Raw genomic sequence first — 20,264 nt, 5'->3', positions numbered from 1 at the left:
TCCTCACTCCGCGAGGGGCCGCCTGGTGGACGAGGGGTCGGGCGTAGGCCGCACTTTCGTCCGGCAGATGGCCCCTCGCGGAAGGAGGGGGGAGGGGATGCCGGCGGCCGCGGTCAGTGGGGCAGCCCGGCCTGCGTCGCGTGGAGGTGGGCGTAGCGGCCCGCCGCAGCGAGGAGGGCGTCGTGGGCGCCGATCTCGACGACCTCGCCGTGCTCCAGGACGACGATGCGATCGGCCTGGCGGATCGTCGACAGGCGGTGTGCCACGACGAGGGTCGTGCGGCCCTTCATGAGGCGGTTCAGCGCTTCTTTCACGAGCTCCTCGGACTCGGGGTCCAGGGCCGAGGTCGCCTCGTCGAGCAGCAGGATGCGCGGGTCGCGCACGAGCGCCCGCGCGATCGCGAGGCGCTGGCGCTGGCCGCCCGACAGGCGTGCGCCGCGCTCGCCGACCACGGTGTCCCAGCCGTCCGGGAGCGTGTCGACGAACTCCGCCGCGTTCGCGTCGCGCAGCGCGTCGCGCAGGCGCTCGTCCGATACGTCGTCGAGGCCGTACGCGATGTTCTCGCGGATCGTGCCCTCGAACAGCACCGACTCCTGCGGCACCACCGACACCGACCTGCGAACGGTGCGCAGGTCCAGGTCCTGCATGTCCTGCCCGTCCAGCACGATGCGGCCCGCCGTCGGCCGCACGAACCCCAGCACGAGGTTGAGCATCGTCGACTTGCCCGAGCCGGACGACCCGACGAAGGCCACCGTCTCGCCCGGCTCGATGTCGAGCGACACGTCGTGCACGGCATCCCGGTCGGCGCCGGCGTAGCGGTGCGTCACGTGCTGCAGCTCGACATGACCGCCGACGTGGCCCACCGACCGCTTGCCCTCGTTCTGCTCGAGGTCGGGCTCCTGCAGCACCTCCGAGATGGAGCGCATCGACTCCAGGCCGCGCGCGCCCACGGGGATCAGCATGAGCAGCTGGGTGAGGCCCTGTGTGAGCAGCGTGAAATACGAGGACAGCAGCACCACCTCGCCCGGAGTGATCGGGAGGATGCCGGTGAGCGCGAAGACCGCGGCCAGCACGAGGCAGCCGAGTCCCAGCAGCTGCATCGCGACCCACGAGATCGAGGCGACGTGCCCGTTGAGCAGGTCGAGCTCGTAGCCCGCGCGGCGTACACCATCGGCGCCCGCCTGCACACGCGACACCGCGGTGCTCTCCAGCCCGTGGGCGCGGGTCACCGGGATGAGCGACGCCATCTCGCCCACGCGGGCGGCGAACCCCTCGACCTCGCGCCGGAAGACCTCGTTGCGGGCTCGCGAGCGACGGCTGAGGCTGCTGCGCAGGATGAGCGCGACCGGCACCGCCAGCGCGTACACCGGCAGGAACTGCGGCACCGCGATCGCCGTCATCACGATGGCGCCGACGAGCACCATGGTCGACGACAGCAGCGGGTGGGTCACCTGCTGCAGCATGAGCTCGACGTTCTCGACGTCGCGCACCACCTTCGTCTGCACGATCGAGGAGCTGACACGCGTGTGGTAGCCGATCGACAGGCTCTGCAGCCGCGCCGCGAGCGCGTTGCGCAGGTCGGCCCCGGTGTCGCGCACGACCCGCATGAAGTTGCGGATGTACACCATGTGCATCGGGTAGTTCTGGACCAGCAGCACGGCCGCGACACCGAACCAGATGAGCACGGTCGACACCTCGCCGCCGGTGGCGACGAGGTCGATGATCTTCGCGGTCACGACCGGCAGGAACCACAGCGGGATCTCTTTGCACGCGAACGCGAGCACGGCGAGGATCATGCGGCCCGGGCGCCGGGCGAGCAGCTTCAGCACCGAGCGGCCGGGGCGGGGGCTCTGGGCGATCCCGATGACGCGGATGGCGCCGGTAAACGCTTTCTGCGACATGATGCAATGGTATCGACGTAGCTGCCTCGCGGCGCGGAAAGGCCCCACGATGATGTATCACCTCGCCGGCGACTCGACGGTCGCGCCCGCCAAGCCCGAAGAGCTCCCCATGACCGGGTGGGGCTCCTACCTCGAGCCCGTCGTCGAGGCCCGGGTGCGCAATCTCGCCTACGGCGGGGCGACGACCGAGTCCTTCCTCGCCGACGGCTCATGGGCACGCCTGCTCGATGGCGTGGAGCCCGGCGACACCGTCGTCATCCAGTTCGGCCACAACGACCAGAAGCTCCCCGAGCTCGACGCGCGCGGCGGGTACACCGACCGCCTCCGCGGGATGGTGCGGGATGCCGCGGACCGCGGCGCGTCCGTCGTGCTGTGCACGTCGGTCGAGCGCCGGTGGTTCGACGGCGAGCGGATCACGCCCACTCACGGCGACTACCCCAACGCGGTCCGCGACCTGGCGCACGAGCTGGACGCGCCGCTCATCGACCTCACGGTGTTCACGACGTGGCTCTACGAGGACCTCGGGGACGAGGCATCCCGGTCTCTGCTGTCGCACTTCCCTCCCGGCGAGCATCCGGTCTGGCCCGACGGGCTCGCCGACGACACGCACTTCCGCGAAGAGGGAGCGCGCCGCATCGCGGCGTTCGCCGGGCGGTCGCTGCGCGCGATCGAGCGGCGCGACGGCGACCAGCCCGCCCGGGGCTCGCAGCTGGTCAGCTGAGCGGATGCCCGTCGCGAGGTCAGCCGCCGGTCGAGGCGCGGACCACCAGCTCGGGCTGGTAGACCACGTTGCCGAGGTCGGGCCCCGCCGTCCCCGCGATGCGCGCGAGCAGGATCTCGGCGGCGGTGCGGCCCATCTCGCGGGCAGGCTGGCGCACCGACGTCAGCGGCACGCCGGCGATCGCGGCGAACTCGATGTCGTCGTAGCCGACGACCGCGACGTCCTCGGGCACGCGCACGCCGCGCGAGATGAGGCCGTGGACGAGGCCGATCGCGAGATGGTCGTTCGATGCGATGACGCCATCGGGACGGCCGGCGGGCGAGCGGGCCGCCAGCTGCGCGCCGAACGCGAGGCCGAGCTCGGAGGTCGTGCGGTGGGTCCAGATGGGCTCGAGCGTCGCGCCGGGGTGTGCGGCGACGGCCAGCTGTGCACCGTGCAGCCGCTCGCGAACCTGCCGCACCTCTTCGCGCGCGCCCACGAACGCCAGGCGGCGGCGCCCGGCGGCGAGCAGGTGCTCGGCGGCGAGGCGGCCCCCGGCCACGTCGTCGAACGACACCGACGGCAGCTCCCCGCCGTCATCGACGGCGTCGACGAGGACCACCGGGATGCCGCGCCCTCGCAGTCGCTGCAGCCAGGGTTCGAGGGGGCCGAACGGGCTCACCAGCGCGCCTTCGACCTGCACGCGCTCGAAGAGCTCGAGGTGATCGCGCTCCTTGGCGATGTCGTCGCTGGAGTTTCCGACCAGGATCCGCAGGCCGGCCCCCGACGCGGCGTCCTCGGCGCCGGCGACCATGTCGGCGAAGAACGGGTTGGCGATGTTGATGACGGTCATGCCCAGCAGCCCCGACCTGCCGGCCCGCAGCTGCTGCGCCGCCTGGAGGGGCACGTAGCCGAGCTGGTCGGCCGCCGAGCGCACGCGGACGACCAGCCGGTCGCTGACGAGATACGGCCGGTTGAGCGCGTTCGAGACGGTGCTGATCGACACCCCGGCGCGCTCGGCGACGTCTCGGATGCCGATGCGCTTCATGACGACATGGTATGCGCTTTCCGTTCCGCTCCGGGCTGGCGGAGAGCGCTCCCATCGTTATCGCGGCGTTACGAGAAAGCATTTGACGAAATCCACGGTCGCGCCTAATCTTCAATCGAAGCGGTTCGACATCGAAGCGGTTCGACTTGAAACTCGGAATCCGCTCAGCCTCTGCAGGCACCGATGCGAGCGGCACCCACGTACACGAAGGAGTGACATGGAACGACGTCATGCTCACCCGGCGGCGTCCCTCCGGGGCGCCGCAGCCGAGGGCGCGGTCCGATGACCACGCAGGCGCAGGCCCAGACCGTCATCCAGGCGGCGACGGTCCGGGGGCTCGAGAAGAACTCGCGCAGGCGGCGCGGCCGGCGCCTGCGCCCGGCCGGCAGCCGGACCTCCTTCACGCTGTTCCTCTGGATCCTCCCGTTCCTCGTCCTCGCGTTCCTGTTCTCGTACCTGCCGCTGTACGGCTGGGTGTACTCCCTGTACGACTACAAGCCCGCCCTCGGTCTCGAGGGCAGTGAGTTCGTCGGCCTGCAGTGGTTCCAGATGCTGGTGAGCTCGCCGACGCAGATGGCGCAGATCGGGCAGGTGCTGCTGAACACCCTCGCGATCAGCTTCCTCGGCATCGCGACGTCGATCCTCCCGCTCTTCTTCGCGATCTTCCTCAACGAGATCAAGGCGCCGTGGTTCCGCAACTCGGTGCAGACCCTCACGTCGCTCCCGAACTTCATCTCGTGGGTGCTCGTCTACATGATCGCGTTCTCGCTGTTCTCCAGCTCGGGACTCGTCAACGACGTCCTCATGGACTCCGGCCTCATCACGACGCCGGTGAAGTTCCTCGACACCGACCAGAACGTGTGGATCACCATGACGCTCTGGAGCATCTGGAAGGGCCTCGGCTGGGGCGCGATCATCTACCTCGCCGCGATCGCGGGCATCGACCAGTCGCTCTACGAGTCCGCCCGCATCGACGGCGCGGGCCGATTCCAGCTCATGCGGCACATCACCCTGCCGCAGCTGATGCCCACGTACCTCGTGCTCCTCCTGCTGTCGATCGCCAACATCCTCAACAACGGCATGGAGCAGTACTACGTGTTCCAGAACGCCTTCAACAAACAGTGGATCCAGGTGCTCGACCTGTACGTCTACAACATCGGCATGACCGGCAACAGCCTGTCGATGGCCACCGCGATCGGCATGCTCAAGAGCATCATCTCGGTCGCCCTCCTGCTCACCGTCAACGCGGTCTCCAAGCGCGTCCGCGGCGAATCGATCGTCTGAGGAGCCCGCCATGACGATGACGAAGACCCTCACGACCGTCAAGCGCGGCGACACCTCGGCCCGCTACCGCGCCTCCGCGGGCGACCACGTGTTCCGCGGCGCGAACTACCTGCTGTTCGCCGTCTTCGCGGTGATCTGCGCCTACCCCTTCTACTACCTGATCATCAACTCGGTCAGCGCCAACGACGTCTCGGCGCTCGGCGACGTGCGGCTGTGGCCGATCGGGTTCCACCTGTCGAACTACTCGCAGGTGTTCGCCCTGCCCGGACTACCGATGGCGACCGTGGTCAGCGTCGGCCGCACCGTGCTCGGCACGACCCTGACGGTGCTGGCATCCGGGTTCCTCGGCTTCATGTTCACGCAGACGCGGATGTGGGGGCGCAGGTTCTGGTACCGCTTCCTCATCATCACGATGTACTTCAGCGCGGGCCTGATCCCGGTGTTCATCGTGATGAAGACGCTCGGGCTCACGAACAACTTCTGGGTGTACGTGCTGCCGTTCGTGGTGCAGCCCTTCAACGTCATCCTCGCGAAGACGTACGTCGAGTCGATGCCGAAGGAGCTGCAGGAAGCGGCCGAGATGGACGGCGCCAACATCCTGCAGGTGTTCTTCAAGGTGTACCTGCCCAACATGACGCCGATCCTCGCGACCATCGCGATCTTCAGCGCCGTGACGCAGTGGAACAGCTTCCAGGACACGCTGATCTACATCACCGACCAGAGCCTGTACACGCTGCAGTACCTGCTCTACATGTTCATCAACCAGGCGTCGAGCCTCGCGCAGGCCGCGCAGAACGCCGGGGGCAACCTCGGTCAGATCGCGAGCGTGGCGACCACGCAGACGCCGACGTCGATACGCATGACCGTGTCGGTGCTGGTCGTGCTGCCCATCATCTTCATCTACCCCCTGTTCCAGCGCTTCTTCGTGAAGGGCATCATGCTGGGCGCCGTCAAGGGTTGACAGCGACCACGCACCACCGAGAAAGGAAAGCAATGAAGCTGCGAAAGAAGGTGTCCCTGGCGCTCGTGGCGCTCCTCGCCGCGGGGTCGCTCGCGTCGTGCAGCGCGGGCGGCGGAAACGCCGCCCAGGGCGCGATCGACGAGTTCCCCGACAAGTGGGACAAGGAGATCACGATCGACGTGTTCGACGGCCTGGCGAACTACATGGGCGTGCAGCAGGGCTGGTTCGCCAAGATCGTCAAAGACAAGTTCAACATGAAGCTGAACATCATCGCCCCGAACGTGGCGGGCGGCGGCGACACGCTCTACAACACGCGCGTCTCGGCCGGCGACCTCGGCGACCTCATCATCACCGACAAGGGCCAGAAGCTCGACGAGCTCATCGAGGGCGGCCTCGTCGCCGACGCGTCGAACTACTACCCCGCGATGAAGAACCTCGACACCTACGACACCGCCGTGCAGCACCTCAACGACGGCAAGGACGGCATCTACGGCTTCCCCTCGACGCTGTCGACGATCAAGCCCTCCGAGCCGTCGGAGGGACTGGACCCCACGTTCGGCGCGTACATGCGGTGGGACTACTACAAGGAGCTCGGCTACCCCGAGGTCGGCACGCTCGAGGACCTCCTCCCGATCCTGAAGCAGATGCAGACCGCGCACCCGGCCGCCGACAACGGGCAGCCGACGTACGGCTTCTCGCTGTTCAAGGACTGGGACGGCAACATGATGGTCACGGCGAAGCAGCCGGCGACCTACTACGGCTACGACGAGCTCGGCTTCGTGCTGGCCAAGGCGGACGGCTCCGACTATCAGAGCATCCTCGACCCCGACGGCGAGTACATGCGCAACCTGAAGCTGTACTTCGACGCCAACCAGCTGGGCCTCGTCGACCCCGAGTCGACCACCCAGAACTACGACACGCTGTTCTCGAAGATGCAGGCCGGTCAGGTGCTGTTCTCGTGGTGGCCGTGGCTGGGGCAGTCGGCGTACAACACCGACCCCAACATGCAGGCCGGCAAGGGCTTCGAGATGGTGCCGCTGGGCGACCAGGACATCTTCTCGTACGGTGCCGAGGCGTACGGCGGAAAGCAGGTCTTCGCGATCGGCTCGAAGGCCGAGGACCCCGAGCGCATCGCCGCGTTCGTCGACTGGCTGTACTCGTCCGAGGGCGCCTACGCCAGCAGCGCGCAGACCGGCGGCACGGCCGGCCCGAAGGGCCTCACGTGGGACGTCAACGACGCCGGTGAGCCCGAGCTGACCGAGTTCGGCTACCAGCAGTTCCTCGGCGGCGGTGCGACCGTGCCCGAGGAGTGGGGCGGCGGCAAGTACGAGGACGGCGTCTCTGCGCTCAACCTCAGCGCGGTGCTGCCGAAGCAGGAGGACCCCGAGACCGGCTACCCGTACAGCTACACGTTCTGGCCGACGTACCAGGCGAAGATCGCCAACCCGCTGACCGAGGACTGGTCGGCCAAGATGGGCGGTGCGACCTCGACGATGGAGTACCTGACCACGAACGACGAGCTGCTCGTCGCGCCGGGTGCCAGCTACGCGGCTCCGGCCGACCCGTCCGACATCGAGGCGCTGCGCAACCAGGTCAAGGAGATCATCAAGCAGTACTCGTGGCAGATGGTCTTCGCCGAGAACGAGGGCCAGTTCGAGTCGCTCCGCGACGAGCTCATCTCGACGGCGGAAGGCCTCGGCTACGACAAGGTGCTCGAGTTCGACATGGACAACGCGAAGGCGCAGAACGACGCCCGCGTCGCGGTGACCAAGGCGTTCGACTGACACCCGCCTGACACGGAGGGCTCGGGATGCGGCATCCCGAGCCCTCCGTTCGTGTGAGCGGGAGTGGATGCCACCGCGCTCAGCCGGTCGCGCGCCGGCGGCTGCGTCGGCGCAGGCTCCTCATTCGAGGTGCTGTGCCGGGCTGCGGAGCCGGAGCGCTCCGAGGCTCAGCATTCGGGCGATGCTCCTCATCCGAGGACGTCCTCTGAGGGGAGAGGATGCCGCGACCGCGGGCCGCGCGCGGCCGCCGGCATCCCGGACCGACGCCGAGGGGATCTCAGGACTCGTGACGGCGGAAGACGCTGCGGAAGAGGAACGCCGTGGCGTAGGCGCCGACCGAGAACCCGACGGTGAGCACGATGAAGCCGAACGGCGGGAACAGGATCGTGAAGGCCACGAGGGTCACCGGGATGAGGAGCACCCCGAGGGTGCGCACCGGCTCGGCGGCCGGCAGCAGCAGCGAGTTCTTGAGGGTCTGACGCACCGCGGCGCGGAAGTACGCCACCTGCGCCATGCCGTAGAGGAACGCGGCGAAGAGGTAGAGCGCGCCGAGCAGGGCGACGATGCCCGCGACGCCGCCGAGGATCGACGGCATCGCGAACCAGAACACGCTGTTGAACCCGAGCAGGGCGGCCGGCGCGAGCAGGCACAGCATCACGAGGGTCGCGCGGCCGAAGTTCGCCCGGAACGCCGGGAGGAAGTCCGTCAGCGGGTGGCCGCTCTCGTCGTCGGAGTACCGGATCGTGACCTCGTACAGCGCGCTGGTGGCGGCCCCGATCGTGACGATGGGCACGCACAGCAGCAGGTACAGCAGGTTGAGCGCGACGAACGTCAGGAACGTCGTGAGGCCGCTGAGCGCGCGGCTTTCGGGGTCGATGCGCATGACGGTGCTACGCGGCGGCCGTGCTTCCGGTCAGGGCGGGCGGCAGCAGGCGCACCGACGGCTTGGTCCCGTTGGTCAGGATCTCGCAGATCATGTCGGTGGCGGCGGCGCCGATCGCCTCGGCGGGGACCGCGATGCTGTCGGCCAGTCCCGGCACCGAGCGCGCGACGTCCTCGGGGCACAGGGCGAGCACGGCGAGGTCGTCGCCGCGCTGCCGGCCGCGCTGCGCGATGGTGGCGGTGACGTGGGGGAGGGCGCCCTCGTTGTGCACGAAGAACCCCGTGATCGTGGGGTCGTCGGTCATGACGTCGGCGACGGTCGTCACGGCTTCGGCCGTGCTGGGGCAGGCGTGCACCGTGCCCACGACGCCGCTCGCCTCGCACGCGGCGAGGAACCCGCGGGCCAGCCGGTCGGCGTACGAGGTGTGGCGGGCCATGACCTCCAGCGGCGAGCCGATGAGGGCGAGGCGGCGGTGACCGAGCGCCACCAGCCGGTCGACGGCCAGCCAGCCGGCGGCCTCGAAGTCGAAGTCGACGCAGGGGATCGCGCGCCGGCCCTCTGGCAGGCCGATGAGCACGCTGGGATGGTCGAGGCCCGACAGCGTGTCGATGCGGGGGTCGTCGGACTCGACGTCCATCACGAGGAGCGCATCGACCATCGATCCTTTCGCGGCGCGCTGGAGCGCCTTGGAGTCGTCGCTGGCGAGCAGCAGGATGTCGTAGCCGTGCTTGCGGGCCTGCGTCACGACGCCCGTGACGATCTGCATGACGACGTGGACGTCGACGCCCGTGCGCAGCGGCGCCTGCAGGCCGATGACGTTGGTGGACCGTGAGGCCAGCGACCGCGCGCCCGCGTGCGGGCTGAAGCCGAGGCTGTCGATGGCCTTCTCGACGCGGTCCCGCGTCTCTTGCGAGATGGCGCGCTTGCCGCTCATGACGTACGACACGGTCGAGATCGACACCCCTGCCGCCTGCGCGACGTCCGCGATCGTCACCATGAGGTTCCCCGTCCTGCTAGGTCGAACACCTGGGTGGTCCCGGGAGCGAGATCGCAGGTGCCGATCGGACCGTCCGGCCCGTACACATTCATTGTGGCCGCTCGCGCGCCTGCCCGAAGACACGCGCGCACGAGCCGGCCGTCGACCCATTCCACGTCGACCGACACGTCTCCACGGATCCGGATGCCGCGCACGGCGCCGTCCGGCCACTGCGGCGGAAGCGCCGGCAGCACGCGCACCCGCACCGCTCCGGCCGGGTCGTCGTCGAACGACTGCACGAGCGCCTCCGCGATCGCCGCGGTCAGCCCGAGGTTGCCGTCGATCTGGAACGGCGGGTGGGCGCTGAAGAGGTTCGGGTACAGGCCGCCGCGCTGGCCGCCGGCTGGGCCCACGCGGCCGGAGGCTCCGCTCGACGCGTCAGCGGCGAGTGGAGGGGCCGTGGGGACAGGATCCGCGGGGCGCAGCGCCATCCGCACGTGCTCGTGCACGGCGGCGCCGTCGCCGAGCCGTGCCTGCATGGCCGCGCGCCACGCGAGGGCCCAGCCGGTCGACTCGGGACCGCGCAGCCGGATGGACTCTGAGGCCGCGCGCGCGAGCCCGGGCGTCGCCTCGGGCGTGATCTGCGCGTACGGGTACAGCCCGACGAGGTGCGACAGGTGCCGGTGCAGCGGCTCGGCCTCGACGCGCTCGCGATCCCATTCGAGCAGCTCGCCGCGGGGTGAGACGCGGGGGTCGGGGAGGGCCGCCGTGCGGGCGGCCAGCGCGGCGACCCAGGGCTCGTCGACGCCGAGGACGGTCGCCGCGCGGCCGCAGACGTCGGCGAGCTCGCGCAGCAGCGCGACGTCCATGGTCGCCGTGACGGCGACGCCGCGCTCGCGGCCTTCCGCGTCGAGGTAGTGGTTCTCAGGAGACGTCGACGGACTCGTCCACGCGTGCTCGTCGTCGCCCTGGATCCACGACAGCGCGAAGGCCGCCGTCGAGGCCAGCACCGGCCAGGCGTCCTCGCGCAGGTAGGCCGGGTCGCGCCCGTACGCGTAGTGATCCCACAGGTGCAGCGCGAGCCAGACGCCGCCCAGAGCCCAGTTGGCCCAGGCCGGATCGCCGTGACCCGCGCCCACGGGCGCGGCGAACGCCCACGCGTCGGAGTTGTGGTGCGCCACCCAGCCGTCGGCGCCGTACAGCTCGCGCGCGACCACGGGGCCTGTCGTCTCGGCCAGCCGCCGTGTGAAGCGCAGCAGCGGCTCGTGGCATTCGGCGAGGCCGGTCGTCTCGGCGGGCCAGTACGCCATCTGCAGGTTGATGTTGGTCGTGTAGGCGCTGGACCAGGGGCCGGGCAGCTGGGCGTTCCACAGCCCCTGCAGCGTGAGTGGCAGCCCGCCCGGCTGCGACGAGCCGATCAGCAGGTAGCGCCCGTAGTGGAAGGCGAGCGCCGCGAGCGAGGGGTCGTCGTGCTCCTGCGCGCGCCGCACGCGCTCGACGGTGTCGACGTCGCCGTCGAGCCCGGGCAGTTCCAGCGCGCACCGGTCGTAGAGGGCGCGGTGCGCGGACTCGTGAGATGTGCGGAGGACGTCCGCGTCGGAGGAGGGGATGCCGCCCACCAGGGCCGCCGCACGCTCGACCGCTCCGTGGCCGGAGCCGCGGCCGGGGCCGGGGTCGCCGGGGATCGACGGTGCGGTGGCTGTGGCGATCGCGAACAGGTGCGTGCGCGCCGGCGTGGCGACGAGGGTGTCGCGGTCGAACTCGGAGGTGCCGAAGTGACGGACCACGACGGCGCCGTGGCGGCCCGTCGACTCGTCGTAGCGGACGGGCTCGTCCGGCTGCTCATGACCCGGGGCGACGTCCACGGGAAGCCACCACTGCGTCGCCAGCGTGCCGTCGTGGCCGTGCGGCGCGGACCTCGCGCGCAGCAGCGAGCCCACCCGGACGCTCACGCGCACCGGGGCGTCGGCGGTGATCTCGTGCATGATCGCGCCCGTCACTAGGTCCGCCCAGGTGCGATGGCGCACCGCCACTGCGTCGCGGGCGTACTCGTGCGTCGCGATGCCGGTCGGCAGGTCGAGGCGGCGTCCGTATGGTGGGGGCGTCTCGTCCCGCCCGCGGTCCGTGGGGTCGTCGAGGGGCGCCCTGTCGACGACCGGTCGCACGTCCACATCCACCCAGCCCAACGGCAGGTAGGCCTGCACCCACGGCGCCTGCATGCGCTGCAGAAGCGCTTCGGCGCCGTCGAGATCGTCGGCGTCGAGGGCTTCGCGCACGGCGTCGAGGGCGCCCGAGCCGCGCAGCGCCACGCCCTCGAGCGGGTCGGCGTCGGCGCGACCGGACCACGCGGTGATGTCGTTCAGCCACAGGCGGTCGCCGCCCGACAGCCCGGCGCACATGGCCCCGCGGATGCCGTTGCCGACCGGGTACGCCTCGAGCCAGCGCGACGCCGGAGTGGACGCGCGAAGCGCATGGAGCGCCTCGGAGGGGGCCGGCGGGGCAGCAGCATCGCGGCGCGTGGACATCGTCACACCCTTAGTATATGGTCTCCGTGTTGAAGCGCTTCGAAAGTTCGACGGACTCCTCGGAACCGCTCTCAGAAATCTGTCGACGATCGAGACTCAGCGAAGAGGTTCCCGCCCCATGGCCAGCACTCCGACCCCGGGTCGCCCCGACGCGCTCGCGCCGCTCACGGCCGAGCTCGGCGTCTGCTTCGGCGGGGACTACAACCCCGAGCAGTGGTCGCCCGAGGTGTGGCGCGAGGACGCGGAGCTCATGGCGAGGGCGGGCGTCAACCTGGTGACGGTCGGCGTCTTCAGCTGGGCCCGGCTCGAACCGGGCCCCCGCGAGCGAGACTTCGCGTGGCTCGACGAGGTCCTCGACCTGCTGCATGCGCACGGTGTCGCCGTCGACCTCGCCACGCCCACCGCCTCACCCCCGCCCTGGATGGGCGTCCTCCACCCCGAGACCCTGCCGGTCGACCGCGACGGGGTGCGGCTCGTCGCCGGCTCGCGCAACCAGTTCACGCCGGCATCCCGCGTCTATCGCGACTACGCGCTCGCGATCGCGACCGACCTCGCCGAGCGCTACCGCGACCACCCCGCCGTGCGCATGTGGCACGTCGGGAACGAGTTCGGGCAGATCGACTTCGGCCCGGAGGCCGAGCGCGAGTTCCGGCTGTGGCTGCGCGAGAAGTACGGCACCATCGAGGCGCTCAACGACGCGTGGGGCACGCTCGTGTGGGCGCAGCGCTATCGCGACTTCGACGAGATCGTGCCGCCTCGGCGCATGCCCTACCTCGTCAACCCGGCCCAGTCGCTCGACTTCCGCCGGTACACGTCCTTCGCGCTGCAGCGGGTGTTCGCCGAGCAGCGCGACGCCATCCGCGCCGCGGGGGCGACGCAGCCGGTGGCGACGAACTTCATGGGCTTCGAGCCTCTCACCGACCTGTGGTCGTGGGCCGACGAGGTCGACGTCGTGGCCGACGACCAGTACCCCGACCACTCCTCGCCCACCGCGTCGAGCGACATCGCGCTGATCCAGGACCTCATGCGGTCGCTCGGGGGCGGACGCCCCTGGGTGCTCATGGAACAGGCGCCGAGCGCCACCTCCTGGCGCCCGCACAACCTGCCCAAGTCGCCTGCGCGCCTCCGGCTGGACTCGCTGCAGGCCGTCGCCCGGGGGGCCGACGCGATCTGCTTCTTCCAGTGGCGGCAGGCGCGCTCCGGCGCGGAGCGCTTCCACTCCGCGCTGCTGCCGCACGCCGGCGCCGACACCGAGGTCTTCCGCTCGGCCTGCGCGCTCGGGGGCGATCTGCGGCGGCTGCGGCCGGTCACGGGCGCCCGGGTGACGGCATCCGTCGGCGTCCTGTTCGACTGGGAATCGTGGTGGGCGGGCGAAGAGCCCGGCCGCCCGACGAGCCGCCTCGAGACGCTCGAGCAGGTGCGCCGCTGGCACCGCACGCTGTGGCGGCGGGGCATCGCGGTCGACCTGGTGCGGCCGGGCGCCGACCTCTCGGCGTACCGCGTCGTGCTGGTGCCGCACTCGTACATCGTGGAGCAGGATGCCGCGACCGCCCTGGCCGCGGCCGTCGATGCCGGCGCGAGCCTGGTCGTCGGCCCGTTCTCGGGCGTCGCCGACCGCAACGCCGAGATCCTGCAGGGCCGGTCGCCGGTGCTGCTGCGGGACCTCGTCGGGGTCAGCGGCGAGGAGTGGGTGGGACTCCCCGACGAGCCGACGGCGGTGACCGCCGACGCGGCGTGGACCAGCGTCCCCGCCGTCGCTCTGGAGGCCGGTGTGCTGGGGGAGCGCCTGCGCGCCGACGGCGCCGACGTGCTGGCCCGCTTCGACGGGGGGCACCTCGACGGCGCCCCCGCGATCACGCGCCACGGCGTCGGCGCGGGCACGGCCTGGTACCTCGGCGCCGTCATGTCGGACGAGGCGCTCGCCGCCGTCCTCGACGACGCGCTCGACGCGGCCGGGGTCACCGGCGCGACCCCGGACCGCGCGCTGCCCGACGGCGTCGAGGCCGTCCAGCGCGGCGACGCCCTCTTCCTCCTCAACCACGGCCGGACGACGGGGCACGTGATAGTGCCCGGCCTCCGGCGGGATCTCTTGTCGGACGCGGACGTCGAGGGCCAGGTCGCCCTGGCACCCGGCGCCGCCATGGTGCTCATCGAAAGGCACGCACAGTGAAGTTCACCGATGGCTACTGGCTCACCAGGCCCTCGTTCAGCCCGCTCTACGCGATCGAGGTCGACGACATCCGCGTCGACGAGGCCGCCGGGACCATGAGCGTGTACGCGCCGACCGCGGCGATCCGCGAGCGCGGCGACACGCTCAACCGGCCGATGCTCACGGTCGTGTTCTCGGCGCCGGCGCCCGGCGTCGTCAAGGTCCGCATCGAGCACCACTCCGGAGCGGTGCACCGGGGACCTGACTTCGAGGTCCGGCCGGCCGAGGGCTTCGTCCCCACCGTGCGGCTGGACGACGAGTGGGGCGTGCTCGAGGCGGGGTCGCTGCGCGTGCGCGTCGCCCGCTCGGGGCCGTGGCGCGTCGAGTTCCTGAGCGGCGACCGCGTGCTGACGACGTCGCTGCCGCGCTCGATCGGGCACATGACCGGCAACGGCCGGCCGCACACGGCGATCCGGCCGAGCGGCGGCGACCCGACGTGGGTGCACCAGCAGCTGACGATCGAGCCGGGGGAGCGGGTCTACGGCCTGGGCGAGCGCTTCGGCGCGTTCGTGAAGAACGGACAGACCGTCGACACGTGGAACGCGGACGGCGGCACGTCCAGCGAGCAGTCGTACAAGAACGTCCCGTTCTACCTCACCAGCCGCGGCTACGGCGTGTTCGTCGACAACCCGGCCGATGTGTCGTTCGAGATCGGCAGCGAGGTCAACTCGCGCGTGCAGTTCTCGGTCGACGGGGAGTCGCTGGACTACTACGTCATCGACGGTCCCGAACCCAAGGACGTGCTGCGCCGCTACACCGAGCTCACCGGACGCCCGGCGCGCGTGCCGGCGTGGTCGTTCGGGCTGTGGCTGACGACCTCGTTCACGGCGAGCTACGACGAAGACACCGTGAGCGCGTTCGTGGACGGCATGGCCGAGCGCGACATCCCGCTGTCGGTCTTCCACTACGACTGCTTCTGGATGCGCGAGTACCAGTGGACCGACTTCGAGTGGGACGCCCGCGCGTTCCACGATCCGGTGGGGCAGATCGCCCGCATGCACGAGCGCGACGTGCACGTGTCGGTGTGGATCAACCCGTACATCGCGCAGCGCTCGGCGCTGTTCCGCGAAGCCGCAGACAAGGGCTACCTGCTCCGGCGCACCGACGGCGGCGTGTGGCAGTGGGACATGTGGCAGGCCGGCATGGCCCTGGTCGACTTCACGAATCCGGATGCCGCCGACTGGTACGTCGGCAAGCTCCAGGGGCTGCTCGATCAGGGCGTGGACACGTTCAAGACCGACTTCGGCGAGCGGATCCCGGTCGAGGGGGTCGTGTGGCACGACGGCTCGGACCCGCATCGCATGCACAACTTCTACGCGAAACTGTACAACGAGGTCGTGTTCCGTGCGCTGGAGCGCCACAAGGGCGTCGGCAACGCCGTCGTGTTCGCGCGCTCGGCGACCGCGGGCTCGCAGCAGTTCCCGGTGCACTGGGGCGGCGACAGCGACTCGTCCTTCCTGTCGATGGCCGAGTCGCTGCGCGGCGGCCTGTCGCTGGCGATGTCGGGCTTCGGCTACTGGAGCCACGACATCGGCGGCTTCGAGGGCACGCCCGATCCCGGGCTGTTCAAGCGCTGGCTCGCCTTCGGACTGCTGTCGTCGCACTCGCGCCTGCACGGGTCGTCGACGGTGCGGGTGCCGTGGGCGTTCGACGACGAGGCGGTCGACGTCGCCCGCGAGTTCACGAAGCTCAAGATGCGCCTCATGCCGTACCTCGCCGGTGCAGCCGAGCAGGCGCACACCGACGGCACGCCGATGATGCGGCCGATGGTGCTGGAGTTCCCGGGCGACCGGTCCGGCTTCGACGCCGACACGCAGTACATGCTGGGCGAGGCCCTGCTGGTGGCGCCCGTGTTCACCGCGGACGGCACCGTCGAGTACTACGTGCCGGAGGGGGAGTGGACCTCGCTCCTCGACGGATCGGTCGTGGACGGCCGCCGCTGGATCACCGAGACCCACGGCTACGACTCCGTGCCGCTGCGCGTGCGCCCCGGCACGGTGCTGCCCTTCGGGGCCGACGACAGCCGACCCGACTACGACTGGGCGGACGGCGTCACGCTGCGCTGCTTCGCACTGCCCGACGGGTACGACGCCGTCACGACGGTTCCCGGTCACGACGGCTCGGCGCCCACCTCGTTCCGGGTGCTGCGCGAAGGCCGCACGATCACCGCGATCTCGGACGACGCACGTGCTGCGTGGGCGCTGCAGGTGGGCGACCGGATCGTCCGGGGCGAGGCATCCACCCTTTCGCTCCAGCTCGACGTCGAGGAGGCGGCACGATGACCGACACCCAGGATGCCGTCACCCCGGAGCAGCCCGTGTTCCGGCAGGTCGACCGGCCGCTCGCCGAGCGGGCGCGCGATCTGCTCGGCCGGCTGACGCCCGAGGAGCGCATCGCGATGCTGCATCAGGTCGCCCCGGCGATCGAGCGCCTCGGGCTGGACGAGTGGCACACCGGATGCGAGGCGCTGCACGGCGCCGCGTGGCTCGGACGCGCCACGGTCTTCCCGCAGCCGGTGGGCCTGGCCGCCACGTGGGACGAGGACCTCGTGCGCCGTGTCGGCGAGGTGGCCGCCATCGAGGTGCGCGCGAAGCACGCCGAGAACCCGCGCGTGAGCCTCAACGTGTGGGCGCCCGTCGTCAACACGCTGCGCCACCCCGGCTGGGGCCGCAACGAGGAGGGCTACTCCGAGGACCCGCACGTCACCGCCGTCTTCGGCACCGCGTACTCCCGCGGGCTGCGGGGCGACCACGAGCGCGTGTGGCGCACGGTGCCCGCGCTCAAGCACTTCCTGGCGTACAACAACGAGACCGACCGGTCGGTGACGTCGTCCGAGCTGTCGCTGCGCACCCTGCACGAAGAAGAGCTGCCTGCCTTCCGCGGCGCGATCGAGGCCGGCGTCGCGGGCGGCATGATGCTCGCCTACAACCGCGTCAACGGCGTGCCCGCGCACACGCAGCCCGAGCTCGTCGCCGAGGCGCGGTCGTGGTCCGAAGAGTCCATCGCGGTGGTGTCGGATGCCGGAGCCCCCACCTTCCTGGTCACGACCCAGCGCGCGCAGCCCGACCACGTCCATGCCGCGGCGGCCCTCGTGCGATCGGGGCTGGATTCGTTCACCGACAACGAGGCGAACGCCGCACCGACGATCGGGTACGTGACCGAGGCGCTCGCCGCGGGTCTGCTGACGGTGCACGACGTCGATCAGGCCGTGCTGCGGCTGCTGGAGCTGCGGATCAGGACCGGCGAGTTCGACGGCGGGGCCGACCCGTACGCGGGCATCACGGCCGACGCCATCGACGCGCCCGGCGCGCGCGACCTCGCGCGGGAGGCGGTGGCGCGCTCGGTCGTCGTGCTGCGGAACGACGCCGGCGTGCTGCCGCTGACCCCCGGCGCGCGCGTGGCCGTCGTCGGACCGCTCGCCGATGCCGTGCTCACCGACTGGTACGCGGGAACCCCGCCGTACGCCGTCGGCATCGGGGCGGCGGCCGCCGAGCGGTTCGGCGAGGCCGAGATCGTGAGCGGCGCCGACACGATCGCGCTGCGGGCGACGTCCACCGGCCGCTACGTCACCGCCGCCGCCGACGGATCGACGGTCGAGGCGTCGGCAGCCACCGTCGGCGAGGATGCGCTGTTCGACGTGACCGACTGGGGCGACGGCATCCTCACCCTCCGCTCGCACGCCAGCGGGCTGCTGCTGACGGGCGGCCGCTGGCCCATTCGCGCCGACGCGACGCGCGTCGGCGAGTGGGTCGTGCAAGAGAGCTTCCGCCTGCACCATCACCCCGACGGCACCGTGTCGCTGCTGCACCTCGGCTCGGGGCGGTGGGTGCGCGCGTTCCGCGACTCGGGGCTGCTGGCGGCCGAGGCCGTGACGCTCGCAACGGCCGAGCGCTTCGGCGTGCGCGTCGTGCGCTCGGGGGTCGAGGCGGTGGCCGAGGCCGCCGCGCGCGCGGACGCGGTGATCGTCGCGGTCGGCAACGACCCGCACCTGAACGGTCGCGAGACCGAGGACCGCCCGCACCTGCGGCTGCCGTCAGCCTGGACGGAGCTCTGGCGCGTCGCCCGCGAGGCCAACCCGCGCACCGTGCTGACGATCGTCTCGAGCTACCCGTACGTGCTCGACGGCGCGGACGCGGCAGAGACCGTCGTATGGTCGAGCCACGGCGGGCAGGAGCTCGGCCATGGCCTGGTCGACGTCCTCTCGGGCGATCGCGAACCGGCGGGCCGCCTGTCGCAGAGCTGGCCTGCCACCGAGCAGCAGCCGGGGGACCTGTTCGACTACGACACGCTGCGCCAGGGCGCGACCTACCGGCACCAGGCCGACGCACCCGCGTTCGCGTTCGGCCACGGCCTGACCTACACGTCGGTGTCGTACGAGTCCGTGACGGTGACGGATGCCGTCGTGCCGGCGCCTGCCGGGACCCACCGGCATGCGGCGTTCGGACCGCGTGAGGACGACGACGCCGTGCGCGTCACCGTCCGCGTGGCGAACACGGGCGAGCGCGACGCCGAGGAGCTCGTGCAGCTGTACGCGCTGCCGGCGCCCGGCCTCGACCTGCCCACCCCGCGCCGTCTGCTCGTCGCCTATGCGCGCGTGCGCCTCGCGCCCGGCGAGGCCCGCGACGTCGAGCTGGCGTTCGGCGTCGACCGGCTCGCCGTGTGGGATGACGCCGTGCGCCTGCCGGGCGCGGTCGAGGACTGGGTGCATGAGGGCGCGCTGCGCGTCCAGCCCGGCGCCTACACGCTCGCCGCGGGTCCCTCGGCGTGGGACCTCCCGGTCTCGGGGGTGCTGGAGGTCACCGACTGAGTCCGTTCGGAACGCCGGGGTTGCGCTTCGTCTCGCTCGTTCCTCGCTCGCTCAGCGACCGGGTCACAGGTTCCCGACGGGACCTGTGTTCCGGTCGCTGAGCGAGCGCCAGCGAGACGAAGCGCGGTGCGTCGACCCCGATCTCACGGTGCGAGCTCCGCCGCCAGCATCCGCGTCTCTTCCGCCGTCCAGATGCGGTCGCCGAAGACGTGGCGGTGGGTGAGTGAGAGCTCGGCGCCCGGTGCGAGCACGATGTGCTCGGCGAAGGACGGCGAGGGCGCGAGGATCGGCGTGGGCTCGCTGCGCACGAACCAGCGGATCGCGGGGCCCCCGGTCGAGGCGCCGGCGTAGACGAGCACCGTGCCGCCGCCGTCGACCTCGTCGTGCTCGCCCGAGAACGCCACCCAGGGCGCCTCGACGCCCATCACGGCGTCGGCGCCCGCGTCGTCGGGGAGCCCGCCGGCGAGCACCCGTCCGCCGGTCCAGGCCCGCGGCATCCGGATCACATACCCGGTGTAGCCCGCGTTCGGGCGGCCCTGGGTCGTCGGGCTGCCGAGCTCGAGGTCATGCTCCGCGATGTTGCGGAGGGTCGTGGCGAAGTCGAGGATCCACAGGCCGCGGTCGGGGTCCACGCCGTGGAAGCGGTGGCTCCGGGTCTCGGCGACCCACGACCGGCCCGCCCGGGTGATCCACGTCAGCTGTTCGGCGAACGACACCGCGGGACCGGCATCCACCACCTCCGTGAACGCGTCGTGACGCATGCGGCCGACGTTGTCGAGCTGCACGTACCCGCTGTCGCGGCGATACGTCGGCCCGCCCCAGAAGTTCTCGCCCGACACGTGGGTCCACGTGAGCTGCAGGCCCTTGTGCCAGCGGTGATCCCACGGGCGGTACGCCGTCAGCGGAGCGCCGCCGAGCGTGCGCAGCGGGTGCAGGTAGGGCTTCGGCCCCTCTGAGGCGGCACCGCCGCCGTCGAAGGCGTAGCGGGCGATGTCCACGCCACCGGTGGTGACGACGGCCTCCGCGTCGTCGATGCGAAGCGCCAGGTCGGTCATGGCTCCATTGTCGCCGACCGTAACGGAAAACGCATTCCAAAATTGGTCCTTGTCAGTCGCAGAGGCGTGAGGTTACAGTGGCGGGAGTTTCATCGAGGGTTAGTTTTATCCCTGTTCTTGGTGTCGACGTC

The 20,264-nt window shown here is 71.1% G+C and carries 13 protein-coding genes; 7 read left to right on the top strand and 6 right to left on the bottom strand.

The window, feature by feature from the left end; all coding sequences use genetic code 11:
* Positions 1–113: 113 nt before the first annotated feature.
* Positions 114–1,901: an ABC transporter ATP-binding protein gene (locus FB391_RS13425; RefSeq protein ID WP_141895086.1), complete on the bottom strand. Its 1,788-nt coding sequence runs from the start codon at positions 1,899–1,901 to the stop codon at positions 114–116.
* Between the two features lie 49 nt (positions 1,902–1,950).
* Here FB391_RS13425 and FB391_RS13420 point away from each other — a divergent pair, with 49 nt between their 5' ends.
* Positions 1,951–2,622 (top strand): rhamnogalacturonan acetylesterase, encoded by a 672-nt coding sequence (locus FB391_RS13420; RefSeq protein WP_141895084.1) that lies wholly within the window; start codon positions 1,951–1,953, stop codon positions 2,620–2,622.
* A gap of 19 nt (positions 2,623–2,641) precedes the next feature.
* Here FB391_RS13420 and FB391_RS13415 read toward each other — a convergent pair whose 3' ends face one another.
* On the bottom strand, positions 2,642–3,649 hold the full coding sequence (locus FB391_RS13415; protein WP_141895082.1) for a LacI family DNA-binding transcriptional regulator: 1,008 nt from the start codon (positions 3,647–3,649) through the stop codon (positions 2,642–2,644).
* 282 nt (positions 3,650–3,931) lie between these two features.
* On the opposite strand from FB391_RS13415, the gene FB391_RS13410 reads away from it, so the two are divergent.
* From FB391_RS13410 to FB391_RS13400, 3 genes are read left to right on the top strand one after another with little or no spacing between them, the layout of a single operon-like run.
* On the top strand, positions 3,932–4,933 hold the full coding sequence (locus FB391_RS13410; RefSeq protein WP_141895080.1) for an ABC transporter permease: 1,002 nt from the start codon (positions 3,932–3,934) through the stop codon (positions 4,931–4,933).
* Between the two features lie 10 nt (positions 4,934–4,943).
* The gene (locus tag FB391_RS13405) at positions 4,944–5,894 is read left to right on the top strand and encodes a carbohydrate ABC transporter permease (protein WP_141895078.1); all 951 of its coding nucleotides are present in this window, start codon (positions 4,944–4,946) and stop codon (positions 5,892–5,894) included.
* Positions 5,895–5,926: 32 nt separating this feature from the next.
* A complete protein-coding gene (locus FB391_RS13400; protein ID WP_141895077.1) occupies positions 5,927–7,678 on the top strand; it encodes a type 2 periplasmic-binding domain-containing protein in 1,752 nt (583 codons plus the stop codon).
* Positions 7,679–7,955: 277 nt separating this feature from the next.
* Here the strand turns inward: FB391_RS13400 and FB391_RS13395 are convergent, their stop codons facing one another.
* The 3 genes from FB391_RS13395 to FB391_RS13385 are packed head-to-tail and all read right to left on the bottom strand — an operon-like array spanning position 7,956 to position 12,062.
* The gene (locus FB391_RS13395) at positions 7,956–8,561 is read right to left on the bottom strand and encodes a DUF624 domain-containing protein (protein ID WP_141895075.1); all 606 of its coding nucleotides are present in this window, start codon (positions 8,559–8,561) and stop codon (positions 7,956–7,958) included.
* A gap of 7 nt (positions 8,562–8,568) precedes the next feature.
* Positions 8,569–9,558, bottom strand: a complete 990-nt coding sequence (locus tag FB391_RS13390; RefSeq protein ID WP_141895073.1) for a LacI family DNA-binding transcriptional regulator — start codon at positions 9,556–9,558, stop codon at positions 8,569–8,571.
* Positions 9,552–12,062 carry a glycosyl hydrolase family 95 catalytic domain-containing protein gene (locus FB391_RS13385; RefSeq protein ID WP_246093520.1) on the bottom strand — a complete coding sequence of 837 codons (2,511 nt, stop codon included), beginning with the start codon at positions 12,060–12,062 and terminating at the stop codon, positions 9,552–9,554. The genes FB391_RS13390 and FB391_RS13385 overlap by 7 nt, the downstream gene beginning before the upstream one ends.
* 118 nt (positions 12,063–12,180) lie before the next feature.
* Between FB391_RS13385 and FB391_RS13380 the strand changes: the two genes are divergently transcribed.
* The 3 genes from FB391_RS13380 to FB391_RS13370 are packed head-to-tail and all read left to right on the top strand — an operon-like array spanning position 12,181 to position 19,078.
* Positions 12,181–14,232, top strand: coding sequence for a beta-galactosidase (locus tag FB391_RS13380; RefSeq protein ID WP_141895069.1), 2,052 nt, complete (start codon positions 12,181–12,183; stop codon positions 14,230–14,232).
* Entirely contained in the window at positions 14,229–16,553 is a 2,325-nt protein-coding gene (gene yicI / locus FB391_RS13375; RefSeq protein WP_141895067.1) for an alpha-xylosidase, read from the top strand. The genes FB391_RS13380 and yicI overlap by 4 nt, the downstream gene beginning before the upstream one ends.
* Positions 16,550–19,078, top strand: coding sequence for a glycoside hydrolase family 3 C-terminal domain-containing protein (locus FB391_RS13370; RefSeq protein WP_141895065.1), 2,529 nt, complete (start codon positions 16,550–16,552; stop codon positions 19,076–19,078). Before yicI ends, FB391_RS13370 begins: the two co-directional genes overlap by 4 nt.
* A gap of 143 nt (positions 19,079–19,221) precedes the next feature.
* On the opposite strand, the gene FB391_RS13365 is transcribed toward FB391_RS13370, so the two are convergent.
* The gene (locus FB391_RS13365; protein ID WP_141895063.1) at positions 19,222–20,133 is read right to left on the bottom strand and encodes a DUF6807 domain-containing protein; all 912 of its coding nucleotides are present in this window, start codon (positions 20,131–20,133) and stop codon (positions 19,222–19,224) included.
* Positions 20,134–20,264: the final 131 nt, after the last annotated feature.

This window comes from Microbacterium kyungheense (assembly GCF_006783905.1).
GTDB classification, from domain to species: Bacteria; Actinomycetota; Actinomycetes; order Actinomycetales; family Microbacteriaceae; genus Microbacterium; species Microbacterium kyungheense.
The sequence above is the reverse complement of the archived record's forward strand: the minus strand, read 5'-3'. Positions and strand labels throughout refer to the sequence as shown.